General features: G+C 69.4%; 17 protein-coding genes. 9 read left to right on the top strand and 8 right to left on the bottom strand.

The genetic code is table 11. From position 1 onward, the window contains the following. Positions 1-45 precede the first annotated feature (45 nt). The 4 genes from ACFVWD_RS33460 to ACFVWD_RS33445 are packed head-to-tail and all read right to left on the bottom strand — an operon-like array spanning position 46 to position 4,706. A complete protein-coding gene (locus tag ACFVWD_RS33460; protein WP_389601556.1) occupies positions 46-1,578 on the bottom strand; it encodes a beta-N-acetylhexosaminidase in 1,533 nt (510 codons plus the stop codon). Between the two features lie 43 nt (positions 1,579-1,621). Then, complete coding sequence (locus ACFVWD_RS33455; protein WP_389601554.1) at positions 1,622-2,461, bottom strand: carbohydrate ABC transporter permease; 840 nt, start codon at positions 2,459-2,461, stop codon at positions 1,622-1,624. After that, positions 2,458-3,447 carry a carbohydrate ABC transporter permease gene (locus tag ACFVWD_RS33450; protein WP_389601553.1) on the bottom strand — a complete coding sequence of 330 codons (990 nt, stop codon included), beginning with the start codon at positions 3,445-3,447 and terminating at the stop codon, positions 2,458-2,460. The genes ACFVWD_RS33455 and ACFVWD_RS33450 overlap by 4 nt, the downstream gene beginning before the upstream one ends. A 29-nt stretch (positions 3,448-3,476) precedes the next feature. Beyond that, a complete protein-coding gene (locus ACFVWD_RS33445; protein ID WP_389601589.1) occupies positions 3,477-4,706 on the bottom strand; it encodes an extracellular solute-binding protein in 1,230 nt (409 codons plus the stop codon). Positions 4,707-5,007: 301 nt separating this feature from the next. Between ACFVWD_RS33445 and ACFVWD_RS33440 the strand changes: the two genes are divergently transcribed. Further along, positions 5,008-5,847: a GntR family transcriptional regulator gene (locus tag ACFVWD_RS33440; protein WP_389601552.1), complete on the top strand. Its 840-nt coding sequence runs from the start codon at positions 5,008-5,010 to the stop codon at positions 5,845-5,847. A gap of 84 nt (positions 5,848-5,931) precedes the next feature. Here ACFVWD_RS33440 and ACFVWD_RS33435 read toward each other — a convergent pair whose 3' ends face one another. The 3 genes from ACFVWD_RS33435 to ACFVWD_RS33425 form a co-directional block, all read right to left on the bottom strand. After that, on the bottom strand, positions 5,932-6,714 hold the full coding sequence (locus ACFVWD_RS33435; RefSeq protein WP_389601551.1) for an SDR family oxidoreductase: 783 nt from the start codon (positions 6,712-6,714) through the stop codon (positions 5,932-5,934). A 170-nt stretch (positions 6,715-6,884) separates the two neighbouring features. Further along, positions 6,885-7,724, bottom strand: coding sequence for an SDR family NAD(P)-dependent oxidoreductase (locus tag ACFVWD_RS33430; protein WP_389601549.1), 840 nt, complete (start codon positions 7,722-7,724; stop codon positions 6,885-6,887). Positions 7,725-8,100: 376 nt separating this feature from the next. Beyond that, positions 8,101-8,976 (bottom strand): helix-turn-helix transcriptional regulator, encoded by an 876-nt coding sequence (locus ACFVWD_RS33425; RefSeq protein ID WP_389601547.1) that lies wholly within the window; start codon positions 8,974-8,976, stop codon positions 8,101-8,103. A 241-nt stretch (positions 8,977-9,217) separates the two neighbouring features. Between ACFVWD_RS33425 and ACFVWD_RS33420 the strand changes: the two genes are divergently transcribed. The 3 genes from ACFVWD_RS33420 to cynS all read left to right on the top strand — a co-directional run bounded on the left by ACFVWD_RS33420 (position 9,218) and on the right by cynS (position 11,340). Continuing rightward, complete coding sequence (locus tag ACFVWD_RS33420; RefSeq protein ID WP_389601545.1) at positions 9,218-10,090, top strand: helix-turn-helix transcriptional regulator; 873 nt, start codon at positions 9,218-9,220, stop codon at positions 10,088-10,090. Between the two features lie 159 nt (positions 10,091-10,249). After that, the gene (locus ACFVWD_RS33415) at positions 10,250-10,816 is read left to right on the top strand and encodes a flavin reductase family protein (RefSeq protein ID WP_389601543.1); all 567 of its coding nucleotides are present in this window, start codon (positions 10,250-10,252) and stop codon (positions 10,814-10,816) included. An 80-nt stretch (positions 10,817-10,896) separates the two neighbouring features. Continuing rightward, positions 10,897-11,340, top strand: coding sequence for a cyanase (gene cynS, locus ACFVWD_RS33410; protein WP_389601541.1), 444 nt, complete (start codon positions 10,897-10,899; stop codon positions 11,338-11,340). Between the two features lie 33 nt (positions 11,341-11,373). On the opposite strand, the gene ACFVWD_RS33405 is transcribed toward cynS, so the two are convergent. Next, entirely contained in the window at positions 11,374-12,225 is an 852-nt protein-coding gene (locus ACFVWD_RS33405) for an MOSC domain-containing protein (RefSeq protein ID WP_389601540.1), read from the bottom strand. 169 nt (positions 12,226-12,394) lie between these two features. Here ACFVWD_RS33405 and ACFVWD_RS33400 point away from each other — a divergent pair, with 169 nt between their 5' ends. The 5 genes from ACFVWD_RS33400 to ACFVWD_RS33380 all read left to right on the top strand — a co-directional run bounded on the left by ACFVWD_RS33400 (position 12,395) and on the right by ACFVWD_RS33380 (position 17,963). Next, positions 12,395-13,678 (top strand): methyltransferase domain-containing protein, encoded by a 1,284-nt coding sequence (locus ACFVWD_RS33400; RefSeq protein WP_389601538.1) that lies wholly within the window; start codon positions 12,395-12,397, stop codon positions 13,676-13,678. Positions 13,679-13,868: 190 nt separating this feature from the next. Then, the gene (locus ACFVWD_RS33395; protein WP_389601536.1) at positions 13,869-15,149 is read left to right on the top strand and encodes a molybdopterin molybdotransferase MoeA; all 1,281 of its coding nucleotides are present in this window, start codon (positions 13,869-13,871) and stop codon (positions 15,147-15,149) included. Next, positions 15,074-15,259 carry a pyridoxine 5'-phosphate oxidase C-terminal domain-containing protein gene (locus tag ACFVWD_RS33390; protein WP_389601534.1) on the top strand — a complete coding sequence of 62 codons (186 nt, stop codon included), beginning with the start codon at positions 15,074-15,076 and terminating at the stop codon, positions 15,257-15,259. The genes ACFVWD_RS33395 and ACFVWD_RS33390 overlap by 76 nt, the downstream gene beginning before the upstream one ends. 46 nt (positions 15,260-15,305) lie before the next feature. Continuing rightward, positions 15,306-15,998, top strand: coding sequence for a M24 family metallopeptidase (locus tag ACFVWD_RS33385; RefSeq protein WP_389601532.1), 693 nt, complete (start codon positions 15,306-15,308; stop codon positions 15,996-15,998). Positions 15,999-16,352: 354 nt separating this feature from the next. Further along, complete coding sequence (locus ACFVWD_RS33380) at positions 16,353-17,963, top strand: purple acid phosphatase family protein (protein ID WP_389601530.1); 1,611 nt, start codon at positions 16,353-16,355, stop codon at positions 17,961-17,963. Positions 17,964-18,089 lie beyond the last annotated feature (126 nt).

The following is an 18,089-nucleotide window of genomic DNA, read 5'->3' as shown; positions in this document are numbered from 1 at the left end:
TGTTCCTCTCCAGAAAGGTGGGGTGATTCCCGGAACGGGACAGGGTCAGGGATGTTGCCGGACATCGAGGGCGTCGAGCCGTACGGTGTGCTCGTCGAGGCGGGAGCGGAAGTCGGCCCAGTCGGTCGCGCCGCTCCAGGCGTGGTCGGCGAGGGCACACAGGCGTGGGTAGGTCAGGTACTCGATGTGGGCGGGCGTCGTGACGAACTCGGTCCACAGCTGGGTCTGGGTGCCGAGCACCCGCCCGGCCACGTCCGGGTCCGCGTCCTCGGGTACGGGATCGTGGGCGTGGACGGCGCGCAGATCGACGACGCCTCCGGGCTGGGCCAGTGGCTCGCGCGGGTCGCCGGACTGGGCGTAGTCGAGGTAGGTGGCCCGGTGGTAGGCGCTGACGACGGGGTGGCCGCGGCGGGCCGCTGTCAGCGTGTGGGCCGAGTCGCGCCAGGTCATCACGGTGAAGTCGAGGGGCAGTTCGGCGCCGGTCTCGGCCCAGCCGACCGGGCGGCGTCCGTGCCGGACAAGGAAGTCGCCGATCTGCCCGAGGAACCAGCCGTGCAGGGCCGCGGGGCCCGGCAGGCCCTGCGCCACCGCTCGTTCCCGCGCGGCGACACTCTGCGTCCACTCGGTGGTGGGGCACTCCTCGCCGCCGACGTGGATGTACGGCGAGGGGAAGACGTCCATGACCTCGTCGAGGACGGTGCGGCAGAAGTCGAGGACCTCGTCGTGGACACCGAGGACGGTGTCGCACACGCCCCAGCGGGTCCAGACGTCGAGGGTGCGCTCCGGATGGTTGCCCAGTTCGGGGTAGGCGGCGAGGGCGGCGCGTACATGGCCGGGCATCTCTATCTCCGGCATGACGGTGACGCCGCGTGCGGACGCGTACCGGACCAGGCCGACGAGTTCGTCCCGTGTGTACGCCCCGCCGTGCGGGATGCCGTCGTACGTGTCGCTGCCGGCCGGGCCCTTCTGGGACTCGGCGCGGTGGCCGCCGACCTCGGTGAGCCTGGGCAGTGCGGGGATGGGCATGCGCCAGCCCTGGTCGTCGGTGAGATGCAGATGGAACACGCTGATCTTGTGCAGGGCCAGCAGGTCGACGTACCGGCGCAGGTAGGAGACGGGCTGGAAGTGGCGTGCCACGTCCAGCATCGCGCCGCGCCAGGGGTGGCGGGGAACGTCGGTGATCTCGGCGCACGGCAGCAGCCACCGCGTACCGCGCTGCGGAGTGTCCGACAAGGCCTGAGGATGCAGGAGTTGGCGGAGCGTCTGGATGCCGCGCAGCAGACCGGTCGGGTGCGCGGCTCGCAGCAGCACGGCGCGCGGGGCGACGGTGAGCCCGTACCCCTCTTCTCCGAGGCCGGTGAGTCCGGGGTCGAGCGTCAGGGCGAACTGTCCGTCCGGGGAGGGCCGCAGGGACAGCCCGGTGGCGGGGGCGAGCAGGGTGCGCAGCAGGTCCGCGGCCGGTTCGGCGCCCGCGCCGATGTGCAGCGCGGTGCCGGCGTCGAGCGTGAAGTGTCCCGGCCGGAGTGCGGCCTTGGTGGGGCGGGGTACGAGGGTGAGCACGGATCGCTGTGCGGGCATGGATCAGCTCCGGGACGGGGTCGCGTGGGGGTGGGGTGTGAGGTCAGCCCTTGACTGCGCCGGCCGCGAAGCCGGCGGTGACATGGCGCTGGAGCAGCAGGAACACCACCAGCGCGGGGGCGGCGAAGAGGGTCGAGGCGGCCATCGTGGCGCCCCAGTCGGTGCCGAAGACGTTCTGGAACGAGGACAGCCACACGGGCAGGGTGCGGTTGTCCTGCTGCTTGATGATCAGGAAGTTGGCGTAGGCGAATTCGTTCCAGGCGGTGATGTAGCCGAACAGCGAGGTGGCCATCAGGCCCGGGGCAAGGAGCGGGAACGCTATGTGCCGGAACGCGCCGAGCCGGGTGCAGCCGTCGACCTGGGCGGACTCCTCCAGCTCCGGGGGGATCGTGCCGATGAAGCCGCGCAGGACGATGATGGTGAAGGGCAGCGTCATCATGAAGTAGACGAGGGTCAGGGTCGGCAGCCGGTCGAGCATGTCGGTGTCCCGGGAGATGATGTAGACCGGGATGATCAGTGATTCCCAGGGCGCCATCTGCGCGATGAAGACCATGAGCATGAACTGCCGGCGCCCCTTCCACTTCATCCGGGCGACCGCGTAGGCGGCGCCGAGCGCGATGACGAGGGCGAGCAGGACGGCGCTCAGCGTGACGAGGATGCTGTTGCGCCAGAACAGGCCGAAGCCGGCAGCGCCGACGGCGGTGCGGAAGTGGTCGAGGGTCCAGGTCCGAGGGACGATCCGGGGGGTGTCGGAGTGGATGTCGCGGGTCGGGGTGAACGCGGTGGCGACCATCCAGTAGACCGGGAAGAGACAGACCACCACCGTGACGACGGCGGCGGCGTTCAGTGGCAGACGGCGGATGCGGGGCCGGGTCGTGCTCATGCGAGCTCGTCCTCCTGGCGGAACATCTGGCGGAAGTAGAAGACGAGCACGCCCGACATCAGCACGACGGTGACCATGGAGGCCGCCGAACCGAGGTCGTAGCGCTGGCTCGACAGGGCGGTCTGCACCGCGTACACGGGCAGGATCGTGGTCGCGTCGCCGGGCCCGCCGTTGGTCATCACCCAGATCTGGACGAACGCCTTGAAGGTCCAGATCACTTCGAGCGAGAACACCAGCATGAAGATCGGCCGGACCATGGGGAAGGTGATGGAGCGGAAGATCCGCGGCCCCGACGCCCCGTCGAGCCGCGCCGACTCGTACAGCTCGGTGGGGACGGTGGTGAGGGCCGAGTACAGGGTGATCGCGGCGAAGGGCACGGATTGCCAGACGACGAGGACGACCACGATGGCGAAGGCGGCCGGGCCGTGCGCGAACCAGGGGTAGCGGTGGAAGGACGCGAACCCCAGGTCGGTCAGGACCGCGTTGACGATGCCGAACTCCGAGTGGAACAGCCACTGGAAGACGGTGGTCGCCGCGATGACGGGCATCGCCCAGGTCAGCACGAGCGCGCTGAGGACCGCGGTCCGGCCGAACCGGCCGAGCCGCTCGACCATGAGCGCGACCAGCGTGGACAGCACCATGATCAGGGCGACGTTGATCGCCATGAAGAGGAAGGTGCGGCGCACGACCTCCCAGAAGCGGCCGTCCCCCAGCAGCGTCTCGTAGTTCTTGAATCCGACGAAACGCGCGCCGCCCAGGATGAGTTGGCGCAGGCCGAAGTCCTGCAGCGATATCACCACGGCGCGGACCAGGGGATAGACGAGCAGATAGAGCGTGCCGAGGACGGCGGGCGCGATCAGGACGTACGGCCAGATCCCACGGCCGGTGGACTTCGGCGGGCGGCGAGGCCCTGGACCGGTGGAGCGCCGGGGCGGCCCGGTACCGAGTGGGGGGCGAGGGGCGGTCTGCTCGCGGACGGCCGACACGGCGCTCCTCCTTCCGCTGCGTGGACGGTTCAGGAGCCGGAGTTCATGGCCGCGGTGATGGCCTCGGACGCGGTGGCGGCCTTCTTCTGGATGTCGCCTCCGGTGAGGACGGCCGTCATGTAGTCCTTGATCGGGTTCTTGGCCTCCACGGCGGCCCAGCCGGGGGTGTTGGGTGTGGCGTGGCCCTGGGCGGCGCCGACCGCCATGGCCGCGGCACCGGGGTCGGCCGCGACCGCGGAGGCCAGGGTGGTCTTGTTCGGGACGTAGCTCATGGCGACGGCGAGCTTCTTCTGCCAGGTGTCGCCGGTGAGTTCCTTGACGAAGGTGTAGGCCGCGTCCTGCTTGGTGGACGCCGTGGGGATGACGAGGTCGGAGCCGCCGGTGAACACCGCGCCGGGCTTGTCGGCGGCCTTCCCCGGGATCGGGAAGAAGCCGAGCTTTCCCTTCAGCGCCGGGTTGTTCTGGATGACGACGTTGGCGCCGCCGGGTGTCGAGATGACCTGGGAGACCTTTCCCTTGGCCATGACGTCCGCCTGCGGGGGGTTGGCCTCGTCGGAGTCCTTGGGGCCCTTGCCGAGGGCCTGGAGCTTCTCGTAGAACTCCATACCGCGGATCGCCTCGGGGGAGTCCAGCGTGCCCTTCCACTTGCCGCCGGACTCGGTGGCGAGGTCGCCGCCCTCGTCCCAGACGAAGCCCGCGAGGGTGTACCAGTTCTGGCCGGGCAGATAAATGCCTTGTGTGTCACCGGTGTTGAGCTTCTTGGTGGCGGCGATCCACTGGTCGCGGGTCTTGATGGCGGTCGCCTCGACGGCCGCCTCCTTGAAGAGGTCGGTCCGGTAGATGACGACGCGGTTGGCGGCGTAGTACGGAATGCCGTACTGCTTGCCCTCATAGACGCCCGGCTCCGCGAGGCCCTTGAGCCAGTTCTTCCCCCCGAGGTCGTCGACCTTGTCGCTGAGGTCGAGCAGCCCCCCGCTCTGCGCGAACTGGGCGACCTGGGTGTTGCCGGTCTCGATGACGTCCGGTGCGTCGTTGCTGGCGAGGGCGGCCGTGACCTTCTCGCCGATCCCGTCCCACTCCTGGATCTGCACCTTGACCTTGATGTCCGGGTGAGCGGTCTCGAAGCCCTTGACGAACTCGTTCTGGAACTGGGCCGAGACGCTGTCGCGCATCAGCCAGACGTCGATGGTGGTGCTCCCGCCGGAGCTGTCGTCGGAGGTATCGGAGGAGCTACTGCAGGCACTCAGCCCGGCCGTCATCACGAGCACGGACACACCGGCAAACAAGCGGAGCTTCACGGTTCACCTCTGGAGGACATGACCTGACCACCTGACCAGTGAAGTCCACTGGACAGCTCACCTCTTGATGTGGGGTTGAAGGTGGCATAGACCAATCGCGGGCGTCAACCCCCCGTACTTCAAAGGGTTTTGGGGTGCAGGCCAGTCGGGATCTGGGTGGTCATCTCTCGGTGGCAGTTACACTTGCCTGATCGAGGGGGCGGTTGCGGGTGACCACTGGTCAACTGGTTAACTGAATATTCCACGCATGAGGGAGGGCACCATGAAGGCTGACGCACCAGGTGCGGTGCTCAAACGGGAGCGAGTTCGCGACTTCATCCTCGACCTCATCGAGTCACACCGCCCGGGGGACGCGATCCCCTCCGAGCGTTCCCTGTGTGCCCGCCTGGGTGTGTCCCGCCCGACCCTGCGCGCGGCGGTCGACGAGCTCGTCGCCGCGGGTCTTCTGGTACGGGAGCACGGTCGCGGAATGTTCGTGGCACCCGAGAAGATCACCCAGGAACTCGTCTCGGGTCAGCAGGCCATGACGGTGCCCCAGGCCTCCGGGACCTGGTCGAGTCGCCTGCTGGAGTTCACCACCATTCCGGCGGGCGCGCGCGTGGGCCGCAAGTTGCGCATCTCGCCCGCCGTCGAGATCGTGTACGTGGCACGGCTGCGCCAGGTCGACGGCGCCCCGATGGCCATCGAGCATCTGCACATCAGGGCCGATCTGGTTCCCACCCTGTCCGCCCAGGAACTGGAAGCCGGCGACTTGTACGAGCACCTGCGCGAACAGCATGGCGTGCACGTCCAGGAGGCCGTACAGGCGATCGAGCCGACCGTCGTCACCCGGGCGGAGGCCGAGTTGCTCGACGTGCCCGAGCTGTCCCCGGCGCTGCTCTTCGAGCGGCTCACCTCGGACACCACGGGGCAGCCCGTCGAATACGTCCACTCGATCTACCGCGGCGACCGCTATCGGATCGTCTCCCGGCTCACCCTCGGCCCCTCGGCCGCGGTGGCGCCGGCCCGGCTCGGACACCACCCCGGCATCCCCCCGGGCGACTTCGCCCACCGCGACACCATCGCGTCCTCCACGCACGGGGACATCCAGTCGGCACCATGAGCCGGCGCGGTGTCCGGCCGGCCGGGCGGGGGGGGAGGAGGAACAGCCGAGTGCTGTTCCTCCCCCGCCATGACGGGACCGAATTCAGATGGCCTGAGCCGTGGGCATGATGGTGATCTCGGTGAGGTTGACGTGGCGGGGCACGGCGGCCATGAAAGCGACGGTTTCGGCGATGTCGGCGCTCTGGAGGCAGTCGATGTCGTGGATGAGGTCGGCCATCAGCTTGGAGGCGTCGGGGTCGGTGACGTGGTCGGGGAGTTCGGTGTCGACCATGCCGGGTTCGATGGTGGCGACGCGGACCATCTTGGGGCCGAGTTCGACGCGGAGCAGTCGGGTGAGGTGGCTGATGTAGGCCTTGGTGCCGGAGTAGATCGAGAACTTCGCCAGGATGCGGGTGGCCGCGATGGACGAGGTGTTGATCAGGTCGGCGGGCTTGCCCTGGGCGGCGGAGTCCGTCAGGTGGGGGAGGAACGCGGCGATGACGTTCATCAGGCCGCTGATGTTGAGGTCGATCTGGCGCTGCCAGTCGTCGACCTTGAGTTCCTCGATGCCGGAGATGAGCTGGACGCCGGCGTTGTTGAATACGAGGTCGGCCTTGCCGAAGCGCTCGGCGGCCTGGTCGGCGGCGGCCTGGACGGCGGGGCGGTCGGTGACGTCGACGGCCAGGGCGAGTGCCGTGCCGCCGGCGGCCTCGATGTTCTTGACCAGGCTGTCGAGGCGCTCCTTGCGCCGGGCCAGTACGACCACCGTGGCACCGAGCTCGGCGAGGCGTTCGGCGGTGACGGCGCCCATGCCGCTGGAGGCGCCGGAGACGACAGCGACACGGCCGGCCAGGGGAGTGCCGGTGAGCAGAGCAGCAGACATCACAAAACCTCAGTCTCTGTGATCGGAAGGTGGGAATGCCGGATTGATCGGAGGGGGAGTGCCGGATTGATCGGAACGCGAGGCCGGCCGGATCGGTGTGGTGCCCGGCCGGGCCGGTCGTCCTGCCCGGGAGGGCTGCTTGAGGGGGCTGTGTGTGCCCGACCGCGATGGCGTCAGGCGGCGTCGTCATGCGCGGTGGCGGCGGACTTCTCGCGCCACGGGGCGAGGTCGTCCTGCACCTGCTGGTACTTGACCTCGAGCCGCTCGAGGGTGTCGAGCCCGAGATAGAGGTGCGTGGGCGGCTTCTCGGTGGAAGCGACCTCGACGATCAGGGCGGCGCCCTTGACGGGGTCGCCGAGCTGGGCGTGGTTGGCCCGGTCGATCCAGTCCAGCGTCACGTGCGCGGGAGTGTCGTCGTAGTCGGTGATGCGGTTCGCGGCGACCGACAGGGAGCTGGCGTCGAGGAAGTCGGTGCGGAAGACGCCCGGCTCGACGACCATCGACTGGATCCCGAACGGCGCCATCTCGGCGGAGAGTGCTTCGCTGATGCCGGCGACCGCGAACTTCGACGCGCTGTACAGGCTGACGCCGGGCTCGCCCTCGAAACCGGACCGGGAACCGATGTGCACCAGCCTGCCGGACCCCTGCTTGCGCATGAGGGGCAGCACGGCACGGGTGACGTTGATCAGGCCGAAGACGTTGAGGTCGAACAGTGACCGGGCCTCCGCGTCGGTGATCTCCTCCAACGCGCCGAGCAGGCCGCGGCCGGCGTTGTTGACCAGGACGTCGATGCCGCCGAACCGGTCCACGGCGGCCTCGACCGCCTTCGGGATGCTGTCGTTGTCCGTGACGTCCAGGGCGACCGTGAAGACGTTGTCGGAGTTCTTCAGATCGGCCGGCACGCGTTCCGGGTTTCGTACGGCGACCACGACATTGTTACCGCCTGCCAGAGCGGCGCGGGCGATTTCAGCGCCGATTCCACGGGAGGCGCCGGTGACAAACCACGTAGCCATGGGAAAGACCTCTTTCGTCGTTTCCCCTTCTCGGGGATTTCCTGTTGACGTATTCGAGTGTGCCCGTCGGCTACGGCGGTATGAAGGCTGCGCTTTTCCTGGGAGTCCCACACCCAGGAAGACCAGGCAGCCCTACCGAGCCGATACCCGGGCGAAGTACCGGAGGCTGCGGTGCGAGCCTCCGTCGACGAGGTGTTCCGGGGCGAGGGATCCTTGAGCCGAGGTGGGCTGGGAACACAGCTGTCCGTCCCGCCGGATGAGCCGCGACGTGCGGACAGCGTGCGGAAGCTGGTTTTCGATCCGCTGACACCCGACGCGGTGCATATTTTCGGTGACTTCTTGGACCGAATTCTGGGTGCCGTCCCCGGCACCCGGCTCAGGCGCCGTGTGCGGGATTCTGCTGGTGAGGTATTTCAGGTGCGCTGATGGACCCCAGCAGGGCCAGACCGTCGGCGGAGGGGGAGCCCGGCTCGGCCTGCAGGATGACGAGCTGCTGTCCCGGAACACTGCGGATGCCGAGGGCCTCATGCCGCAACTCCAGATCTCCCACGCCGGAGTGGTGGATCTGCTTGACGTCGTAGGGCGGGACCCGGGTGTACTCGCGTGCCCACAGGGAGCGGAACTCCCCGCTGCGCACCGACAGTTCACCGACGAGCTCCAGAATGCGGGGATCCTCGGGCGTGCTTGCGGCGGACTGCTGAAGGTCTGCGACCGCACGGTGCTTGGCCCGCTCCGCGTTCCTGTAGAAGGTCTTCGCCGCGGGGTCCAGAAAGAGCATGCGCAGCACGTTGTCGTGCTGCGTGAAGTCGAGGTAGAGCGCGTCGGCCAATGCGTTGGTGGCCAGCAGGTCCTGGGCATGGCCGACGATGAAGGCCGGTGTCCTGGTCCAGCTTTCGATCAGTTGCCGCAGGTGCGGGCGGACACGCTCGACCCGGAAGGGCCGCTTCGTGCGGCGGGTTGCCGGCTGGGCCAGCCGGAAGAGTTCCCGCTTGTCCTCTTCCCCGAGTTGCAGCACGCGTGCCATGGCCTCCAGCACTCGGAGCGAGGGGCTGAGTTCACGGCCCTGCTCGAGTCGGCTGTAGTAGCTCGGACTGACACCCGCGAGCGTCGCGACCTCGTCACGCCGCAAGCCGGGCACTCTTCGCCGGCCGGCGCTGGGCAGTCCTGCGTCCACGGGGCTGAGGCGTTCCCTGTGGGAGCGGAGGAACCGACCCAGCCCTTCAACCGAGTCAGGGCGCGTGTCGTTGTCCATGCTGCCAAGGCTAGGCGGAAAGCGCCCGGAAAACTTCTGTCGACGGTGGGTGCATTACACCCAGGATTGTGAGCTCCCGGGTGGCACAAGGAGTCGACGGACGACAATGGAGCCGACGGACGACAAGAGGCCACCCAAGTACGCCAGGACGGTGAATTACTCTGTGTGCAGAGCGTGCGACTTGGTGCAATAGTCCGCGACCGGCACTTCTCATCGGCTGGAAACCATCTAGTCTTGCCACATGAGCAATGGGACACCTTTGGGTGATTTCCTCCGAGCCCGCCGAGAGGCCCTCAAGCCGCACGACGTCGGTCTCCCCGAACACGGGCGACGTCGGGTGCCGGGACTACGCAGAGAGGAAGTCGCGCTGCTCGCCGGGGTCAGTTCCGACTACTACATCAGGCTGGAACAGGGGCGCGAAAACAGCCCGTCCCCGCAGGTGCTCGAGGCCGTGGCGCAAGCGCTGAAACTGGATGCGGAGGCTGCCGACCATCTCAACCGCCTCTGTCTGGCCTCCTCGCAGCGGCCGCACGACTGGGGAGAGGCCGACGTCAGCCAGCAGTTGTTGCAGCTGATGGACGGATGGGAGCACACTCCGGCCTTCGTCATCGGCCCGGCCCTCGACATCATGGCGGGCAACTCCCTCGCCACGGCTCTCCACAGTGGGTTCGAACAGTTCGACAACCTCGCCCGCATGGTGTTCGTCGACCCGGCAGGGCGCGAGTTCTACCAGGAATGGGAGCGCGCCGCGCACTCCTGTGTCGCCGAACTCAGGGCGGCCTACGGCCACGATCCCGAATCGGCCCGCCTCGCCGAGGTCGTGGCGGAACTGTCCGCCCAGAGCGAGGAGTTCGCAGGGCTTTGGCAGATGCACGAGGTCAAGGGAAAGTCCCAGGAAGGGAAGCATCTCAAGCACCCCGTGGTCGGAGACCTGCACATCAAGTTCGCGGCATTCACGGTCAATGGGGCCCCGCATCAGCAACTGGTGGTCTATCAGGCCGAACCGGCCAGCCCGACCGCGGATGCCTTCGAGACGCTGAGGACCATGGCCGCCGAGCCGAAGCATGCCCAGGCGGCTGTGCCCGCGTCCGACCTCGCCGCCAAGGAGCGGTAGCGGCGAACGTGAGCAGGTGAGCCCGGTGGAGGCTGGTCCTGCCGCACCCAGGAACAACGCGGCCTTCATAGCGGTGTGCCCGACTGCCGACACTCGATTCGACAGACAGAGCGCCGGCCGGGATGCCGACGCGCGGATCGCACGGCGCCAGGAGCAGACATGATCACCGTGAAGGACCTTCAGCCCCACCCCCTGGACCAGGTTCACCGTCTGATCGAGCCTGGCCCCGTCATCCTGGTCACCACCCGGCACCGCGGCATCCCGAACGTGATGACCAATGGGTTCAACATGATGGTGCGCCATGACCCGCCTCTGATCGCGTGCACCATCGGCCCCTGGGACCACAGCTACCAGGCTCTGGTCGAAACCTGCGAGTGCGTCATCTCGGTCCCGACGGCGGACATGGCTGCCACCGTGGTCGACATCGGCAACTGCTCGGGCGCCGACGTGGACAAGTTCGAGGAGTTCGACCTGACCGCCGTATCCGCTGCGGAGGTCCAGGCACCACTGGTGGCCGAATGCTTCGCCAACATCGAGTGCAGGGTCGCCGACAGCAGCCTCGTGGCCCCCTACAGCCTCTTCCTGCTGGAGGCCGTCAGGGCGTGGACCGACCCCTCCGAGCCCCAACCGCGGCTGTTTCACCACCGAGGAGACGGGACCTTCACCCTGGACGGGCCGACCGTGGACCTGAAGGACCGCATGACCAAGTGGCAGTACCTCGTGTAGGCCAGAAGGCCAGTGCCCCGACATGGCTCCTACTCTGGTGTGACGTGCGACCAGGACCACCGTCGTCAAGGGAGATGCACATGCTCACCAAGCGGGAAGCCGCCGAAGCCGTACGCCAGGCCAAGGTGAAGACCGGGGTCACATGGGCCCAACTGGCCGAAGCGGTCGGCAAGCCGCTGGCCTGGACCACGGCGGCCCTGCTCGGCCAGCATCCGATGGGCAAGGACGAGGCGGCCACGGCGGCGGCACTGCTCGAACTCGGCGACGACGCTGCCGTGGCCTTCCAGCTCCAGCCGACCCGGGGAGCCCTGGACGCGGCCGTTCCCGTGGATCCCACGATCTACCGGCTCTACGAGGTCGTCCAGGTCTACGGGCCGACCATCAAGGAACTGATCCACGAGCAGTGCGGCGACGGCATCATGAGCGCGATCAACTTCCGGCTCGACGTCCGGCGTGTTCCCGACCCCGCGGGCGACCGGGTCGTCATCACCCTCGACGGGAAGTACCTGCCTTACCAGTGGTAGTGACTCACTGAGCAGTCGAAGCGACTTCTCGTGTCAGGCCCAGCGGACCGGGTCGCCGAGCCGGATCGGCCCCGGCCGCAGCACTTGGGCGTAGACGCCGGCGCACGGCTGCGGCCCCATCGACTCCAATGGGATGACCCGGTTGTGGTCCGCCAGGACCCGAAGGGCGGCGGTGTCCGGGGGGAGAGGGCCGTGCGCCAGGGTGGGCACGGCGCAGCGCGGGGTACGGGCGATGACGCGCAGAGTGAGGTCGGCGCCGATGCGCAGGGCCCGGCCGGTCCAGTCGTTCTCCGCGAAACCCCTGGCAAGAGGCGTACGGATCACGATGTTGGGGCGGTAGCGCTCCGCTTCGGCGGTGCCGGTCGGGGCGAGGGTCGCGATCCGGGCGACCGTTGAGGTCGTGAGCAGATGGACGGGTGCGTAGTCGAAGAACGTACCCTCCGGGGAACCGGCGCCCAGTCGCCCCTCCCGCGCGATCACCGGTGGCTCCGAGGCGTCACGCAGTACGTCCTCGGGGTCGGCACGGTCGAGTGTCGCCTCGTGCGGAGGGGTGTCGGTGAGTGAGACGCGGCGGCCCACGATCTCCGACAGCATCGCGTCGACACCCGGATCGGTCGACCACAGCACCTTGCCCTCCGAAGCGGTGATGCGTACCGCGCAATCCTCGGCCTGTGCCGTCAGCGTGAGCAGCCGGCGCCACAGACGGGGGTGCTTGGCGCTGGCGACCTTGCCGGTGTCCCGGTCTGTCAAAGCGAAGCGCCGGTCGTGGGCGAGGCCCCGCTCGGTGACGTCGACAGCGGGCAGATCCTCGCCGAGCATCGACTTCACCGGGTAGCGGATGAGCCGGCCCACCGCTCCCAGCTTGTCTGATTCCTTCGACGTCACCGTGCGAAGTATCGAGGTCTGTACAGCGAGCGGCAAGGTTTTTCCGGCGCCTGCCGGCGCGGTTCCCGCATGGTTCCGCATACGCCATCTGGATGGTCGATTCGAGTTCGTGCGTACGATGTGATCCCGCTGTTCAGCGTGGCATCTGCGGATCTGGAAGGGGTCGGCCGTGGCTGTTCTGGTGGTGCAGCACGTGGCAGAGGAGGGCCCGTACGAGATCGGCTCCTTCTTGGGGGCAGCCGGGCTCGTGCTGAGGGTGTGCCGGGTGTGGGCAGGTGACCCGCTTCCGGAGGACCTGAACGGGGCCGAGGCGCTGGTGGTCCTGGGCGGCCCGATGTCCGCGTACAGCGACGACGGTTTCCCCACGCGCACGGCGGAGCTGGGCCTGCTGCGTGCGGCGCTGGATGCTCAGGTGCCGGTGCTCGGCGTGTGCCTGGGCGCACAGCTGCTGGCGGTGGCGGCGGGAGGAACGGCCCGGCCCGGCAATGGAATCCAGGTGGGGTGGGCGCCGGTGCGGATGGCGTCCGCCGCAGCCGGGGACCCGCTGTTCGCCGGGGTCCCGGAGCGGCTGCGGGTGTTGCACTGGCACGGCGACACCATGGTTCTGCCCGCCGGGGCAGTGGCGTTGGCCTCCTGCGACCGCAATCCGGTGCAGGCGTTCCGGGCGGGCGCGGCGGCGTGGGGACTCCAGTTCCACCTGGAGGCCGACGCTACCGCGGTCGACGCCTTCGCGACCGCCTTCCCGGACGATGCGGCTGCCGCGCCGGGCCTGCGCGAGGCCGCGCTCGAAGAGCTGGCGGTCCTTACACCTCACCGGGACCGGGTACTTGGCCGGTTCGCCGCGCTGGTGGCGGCGCGCGCCGACTACACATCGACCCGTACGTTCTTCACGCCGAGGGCCGAGACCTGGGAGGAGCGCTTCGCGGCCGACGGACCCGTCTACGCGGTTGCCGTCGCCCGGATGGGGATCGGCGCGGGGCAGACGGTGGTCGACCTGGGGTGCGGCACCGGACGGGCGCTGCCCGCGCTGCGGGCGGGAGTCGGAGACAAGGGTGTGGTCCTCGGGGTGGACGTCACCGCGGCGATGCTCGACGCCGCCGCCCGGCACGGCCGCAACGAGCTTGCGGCGTTGCTGCTCGCCGACGCCTGCCACCTGCCCCTGTCCTCCGGCTCGGTGGACGGCATCTTCAGTGCCGGACTCATCAACCACCTTCCCGAACCCGCCCCCGCACTGGGCGAATGGGCCCGGGTGACCGCTCCGGGCGGCACCCTCCTGCTCTTCCACCCCTCGGGCCGCGTCGAACGCGCCGCCCGGCACGGCCGCCCACTGGACCCCGACGACCCGCTGGCCGAGACCAACCTGCGGCCCGCGCTGGTGGCAGCCGGCTGGCGGCTGGCCCGCTATGAGGACGCGCGGCAGCATTTCCTGGCCCGTGCCGTACGGGTCGGCTGAGCTTCTCGGCTCAGTGCCTGGGACGAGAAGTACGGCTCCCGTGGGAGGCGGTCCGAGTTCCACGGGGTGGTACGGCTGATCGTGTGCACCGGCCCCCTCACCGCCCCAGCGAGGCAGGCGTGAGCGGCTTGGTGCGCGGCGGCAACTTCCGGCGCCATAGGGGGTAAAACGACGGCGGCACGGTGGACACATGACCGTACTTGCCGCAGCCCCGGTGACCTCCTGCCGCGACGTGCCGTGGTCGCGGGCGCGCGAACTGGCCCACGCGGCCCCCACGCCCCTGCCCGCCCGGCAGGTGGCGCTCACACGGGCCGCCGGACTGACACTGGCCGAGGACCTGTGCGCCCGGCAGCCACTGCCGGCCTTCGACACCGCGGCCATGGACGGATACGCCGTCGCCGGCCCCGGTCCGTGGCTGCTGTCGGCCGGAGCGGTGCGCGCGGGTGCCACCGAGGCGCCCGCGGGACTGGCCGGCGGCGAGGCGGTGGAGATCTCCACCGGCGCGCAAGTGCCCTGCGGCGCCGAGGCGGTGCTGCCACTGGAGCACGCGGTGCGGGACGGGGCGACGGTACGCGGCCCGGAGCCGGCTCCCGGCAAACACCTCCGCCGGGTGGGCGAGGACGCTTCAGCGGGCGCGTGCCTGGCGCAGGCAGGGACGCGGGTCGGTCCCGCCCTGCTCGGCCTGGCCGCCGCCTGCGGCCACGACACGCTGTCGGTACGGCCCAGTGCCCGCGTCCGGATCCTGGTAACCGGCGACGAACTGATCAGTTCCGGGCAGCCCGCCCCCGGCCAGGTACGCGACGCGCTGGGCCCGTTGCTGCCGCCGCTGGTGCACACGCTCGGCGGCGAGGTCACCGACGTACGCCCCGTGCCGGACCACCCCGTGGGGTCGCTGGCCACCGTCGTGCTCACCACGTCGTACGACAACGAGGTGATCGTGGTGACCGGCTCCACCTCGGCCGGAGCCACCGACCAGCTGAGGCGGCTGCTGGCCGAGCACGGAGCCCGGTGGGTGGTGGACGCGGTCGCCGTCCGCCCCGGCCACCCTCAACTGCTCGCCCAACTCCCCGACCGCCGCTGGATCGTGGGCCTTCCCGGAAATCCGTACGCGGCCCTGACCGCCGCCCACACCCTGCTCGCCCCACTCCTCGCAGGCCTGACCGGACGCCCACTGCCGGCCCTGCCCCACATCCCGCTGACCGGTGACATCACCGCCGCGCCCGGCCGTACCCGGCTGATCCCCGTCACCTGGGACGGCGCCACCGCCAGCCCCGTCGGCGGACACCGGCCCGCGTTCCTGCACGGCGCCGCCCTCGCCGACGCGCTCGCCGCCGTACCACCGGACTGGCAGCCCCACACCCCGGTGCCGCTGATCCTGCTGCCACACGGCACGGAGTGCGCGAGCCGTACGCTGCGGTCCTCGCCACCGCCGCCGACGGACGTCCCTCGACCGGCGTGTCGCACTCGCTGACGAACTCGCCCTGCGAGTTCCGGTACGGCAGCCCCGGCCGACTGCACCGCAGGCTCCGCTACGACCGCGAACAGGGCCAAGGCTGGTCCTGGCAGCGACTGCAACCGTGACGAATCCGGTTGCCGGACGATGATTCACATGGCTACGGTCGGCCCCATGGCGGATGACGAACCCACGCGCGCCGCGCGTCTGCTGGATGCCCAGGCGAAGGCCGAGCGGCTGTTCACGGAGATCGAGGAGCGCGGGCTGGTCGCGCCGGGGGAGGGCGAGCGGGCGGTCAGCGACCGGATCAGGGACCTGGCGAACGAACTGTTCGGCACGACCCGCCACTGGCACAAGCGGATCGTGCGCTCGGGCCCGAACACGCTGAAGCCCTACCGGGAGAATCCGCCGGACCGGGTGATCGGCGCGGACGACATCGTGTTCGCCGACTTCGGGCCCATCTTCGAGGAGTACGAGGCCGACTTCGGGCGCACCTTCGTCCTCGGTGACGACCCCGTCAAGCAGCGGCTGCGCGACGACCTGCCCAAGGTCTTCGCGGCCGGGCGGCGCTTCTTCGAGAGCGACCCGGACATCACCGGCAGGCGGTTGTACGCCGAGGTCGAGCGGCTTGCCTCGGACGCGGGCTGGGAACTGGGCGGCTGGCACACCGGACACCTGGTCGGCGAGTTCCCGCACGAGACGATCGACGGTGCGGACGTCGAGTCGTACGTCGCGCCCGGCAACGACACCCCGATGCGGCGGACCGACAAGGCCGGGCGCCGCTGCCACTGGATCCTCGAGATCCACCTGGTCGACCGGGGGCGCGAGTTCGGCGGCTTCTACGAGGAACTGCTCGACCTCGGCTGATCCGTCACGCCCGCATCACGAAGGGCGACCGGGTTGAAGGGACCCGCTCATCGACCTGGCACCGAGCGGGCCGATCGCGTACTGGCGGAGCCCCTGCCCTCACTGTCCTGCCCCACTGGCGTCCAGCGCCCGGTCACGTCGTGAGGCCGCCGCATGGGATGCCGTTGAGCGGATGCGCGGGGCGGTCGCGTCAACGGCGGGGCGGCCACTGGCAAAGGCAGGGGCAAGAATCGCCTCCGTGGCCCGCTACTCGCGGCGCAACGACCGTCTGGCAACGCACCGTTCACTCAGGGGCCGCTGGGGCGCGCCAGGGTGCGGTCGTTGTCAGCTCAACTGCTCGCCAGAGAGGGCACCATGGCCACACAGACAGGGACACCGGACGGGTCGACGCAGTCTTCCGAGGGGGTCAGCCGTCGCCACGCGCTGGGCCTCCTCGGTACGGCAGGGGCCGGCGCGGCCGTCACCCCGTTGCTGGGAGCAGGTACGGCACAGGCCGCTCCGCTCGCCGCCCCGGCCCTTCACCTCACCGCGGACTCGGCCGGTGCGCCGCCGGTCCAAGGGCTGCACCTGACCTTCGGGGCAGACCCGCGCACCCAGATGACGGTGTCGTGGATCACCGACAGACCGGTGACCAGACCCGTTGTGCACTACGGCACGCTGGAGCACGGCTTCGGATCCAGCGCCGACGCCCGGACCGTCACCTATGTGGACGGCACCTCCAGCCGTACCGTCTACGTCCACCACGCCTCGCTGACCCGGCTCACCCCGGGCACCGACTACGTCTACCTCGCCACCCACGAGGGGACGACGCCCGACAGCGGTACGTTCCGCACCGCTCCGCGCGGACGGAAGCCGTTCACCTTCACCAGCTTCGGCGACCAGTCCGCTCCGCAGGTGACCTGGGCGGCCAACGGCACGGTGGCGCTCGACGCGAACTCCACCCCCGCGACGAAGGACATCGTCACCGGCATCGAGCAGGTCGCCCCGCTCTTCCATCTGCTCAACGGCGACCTGTGCTACGCGAACCTGGACGTCGACCGGGTGCGTACCTGGAACAACTTCTTCACCAACAACACCCGTTCCGCGCGCTTCCGCCCCTGGATGCCCGCGGCCGGCAACCACGAGATCGAGAAGGCCAACGGCCCACTCGGACTCGGCGCCTACCAGACCTACTTCACCCTCCCCTCGACCGAGACGGACGCTGAACTCGCGGGCCTGTGGTACGCGTTCACGGTCGGCTCCGTGCGGGTGATCATGCTGCAGAACGACGACAACTGCCTCCAGGACGGTGGCGACGTCTACATCAGCGGTTACTCGGGCGGACGGCAACTCGCCTTCCTGGAAAAGGAGCTGAAGGCGGCGCGCTCATCCGGCGACATCGACTGGGTGGTCGTCGCCATGCACCAGGTCATGATCAGCTCCTCGGACGCGAACGGCGCCGACCTGGGGCTGCGCCAGAAGTACGGTCCCCTGTTCGACAGGTACGGCGTGGACCTCGTGCTGTGCGGTCATGAGCACAACTACGAGCGCTCGCTCGCCGTCCGCGGCGTCGTCACCGGCAGCGAGACGCTGACCCCTCGCCCGGCCTCCCAGGCCACCGACTCCATCGACACCGGGCTTGGCACCGTGCACATGATCCTGGGCGGCGGAGGCGTCTCTGGCACGACGAACGAGAAGTTCTTCACGGACGGCACCGCCAAGGTGATCACCGCTGTGTCGGCGACCCCCGGCTCCAACGGCAAGCGCACCTCCACCTACACCAAGGAGGAGGCGGTCTGGACCGGAGTCCGGGACATCGAGCACCCCTACGGCTTCGCCGCCTTCACCGTCGACCCCGGCCGGCACGCCGGTGACACCACCCGCATGCACGTGACCTACTACAACGTGAACAAGCCGAACGGCGACCTGTCGGTGTTCGAGACCTTCACGCTCCACCGCCGGCGCTCCGACGGCCACTCGAGGTGACCCCGCGGCCGGTCCGCCACCGGCACCGGCCCACGGGCGTGGTCGCGTCGGGACGAGGCAGGGGTGAACCGCACTCCGGCACACCGGGATCTCGTTCTGGCTCTACATCGGTGTAGGCCGTGCCGA

Origin of the sequence: Streptomyces sp. NPDC058086 (assembly GCF_042885015.1) — a bacterium.
In the GTDB taxonomy this organism is placed as follows: Bacteria; Actinomycetota; Actinomycetes; order Streptomycetales; family Streptomycetaceae; genus Streptomyces.
Note: the sequence above shows the minus strand (reverse complement) of the source record. Positions and strands in the feature narration are given on the sequence as shown.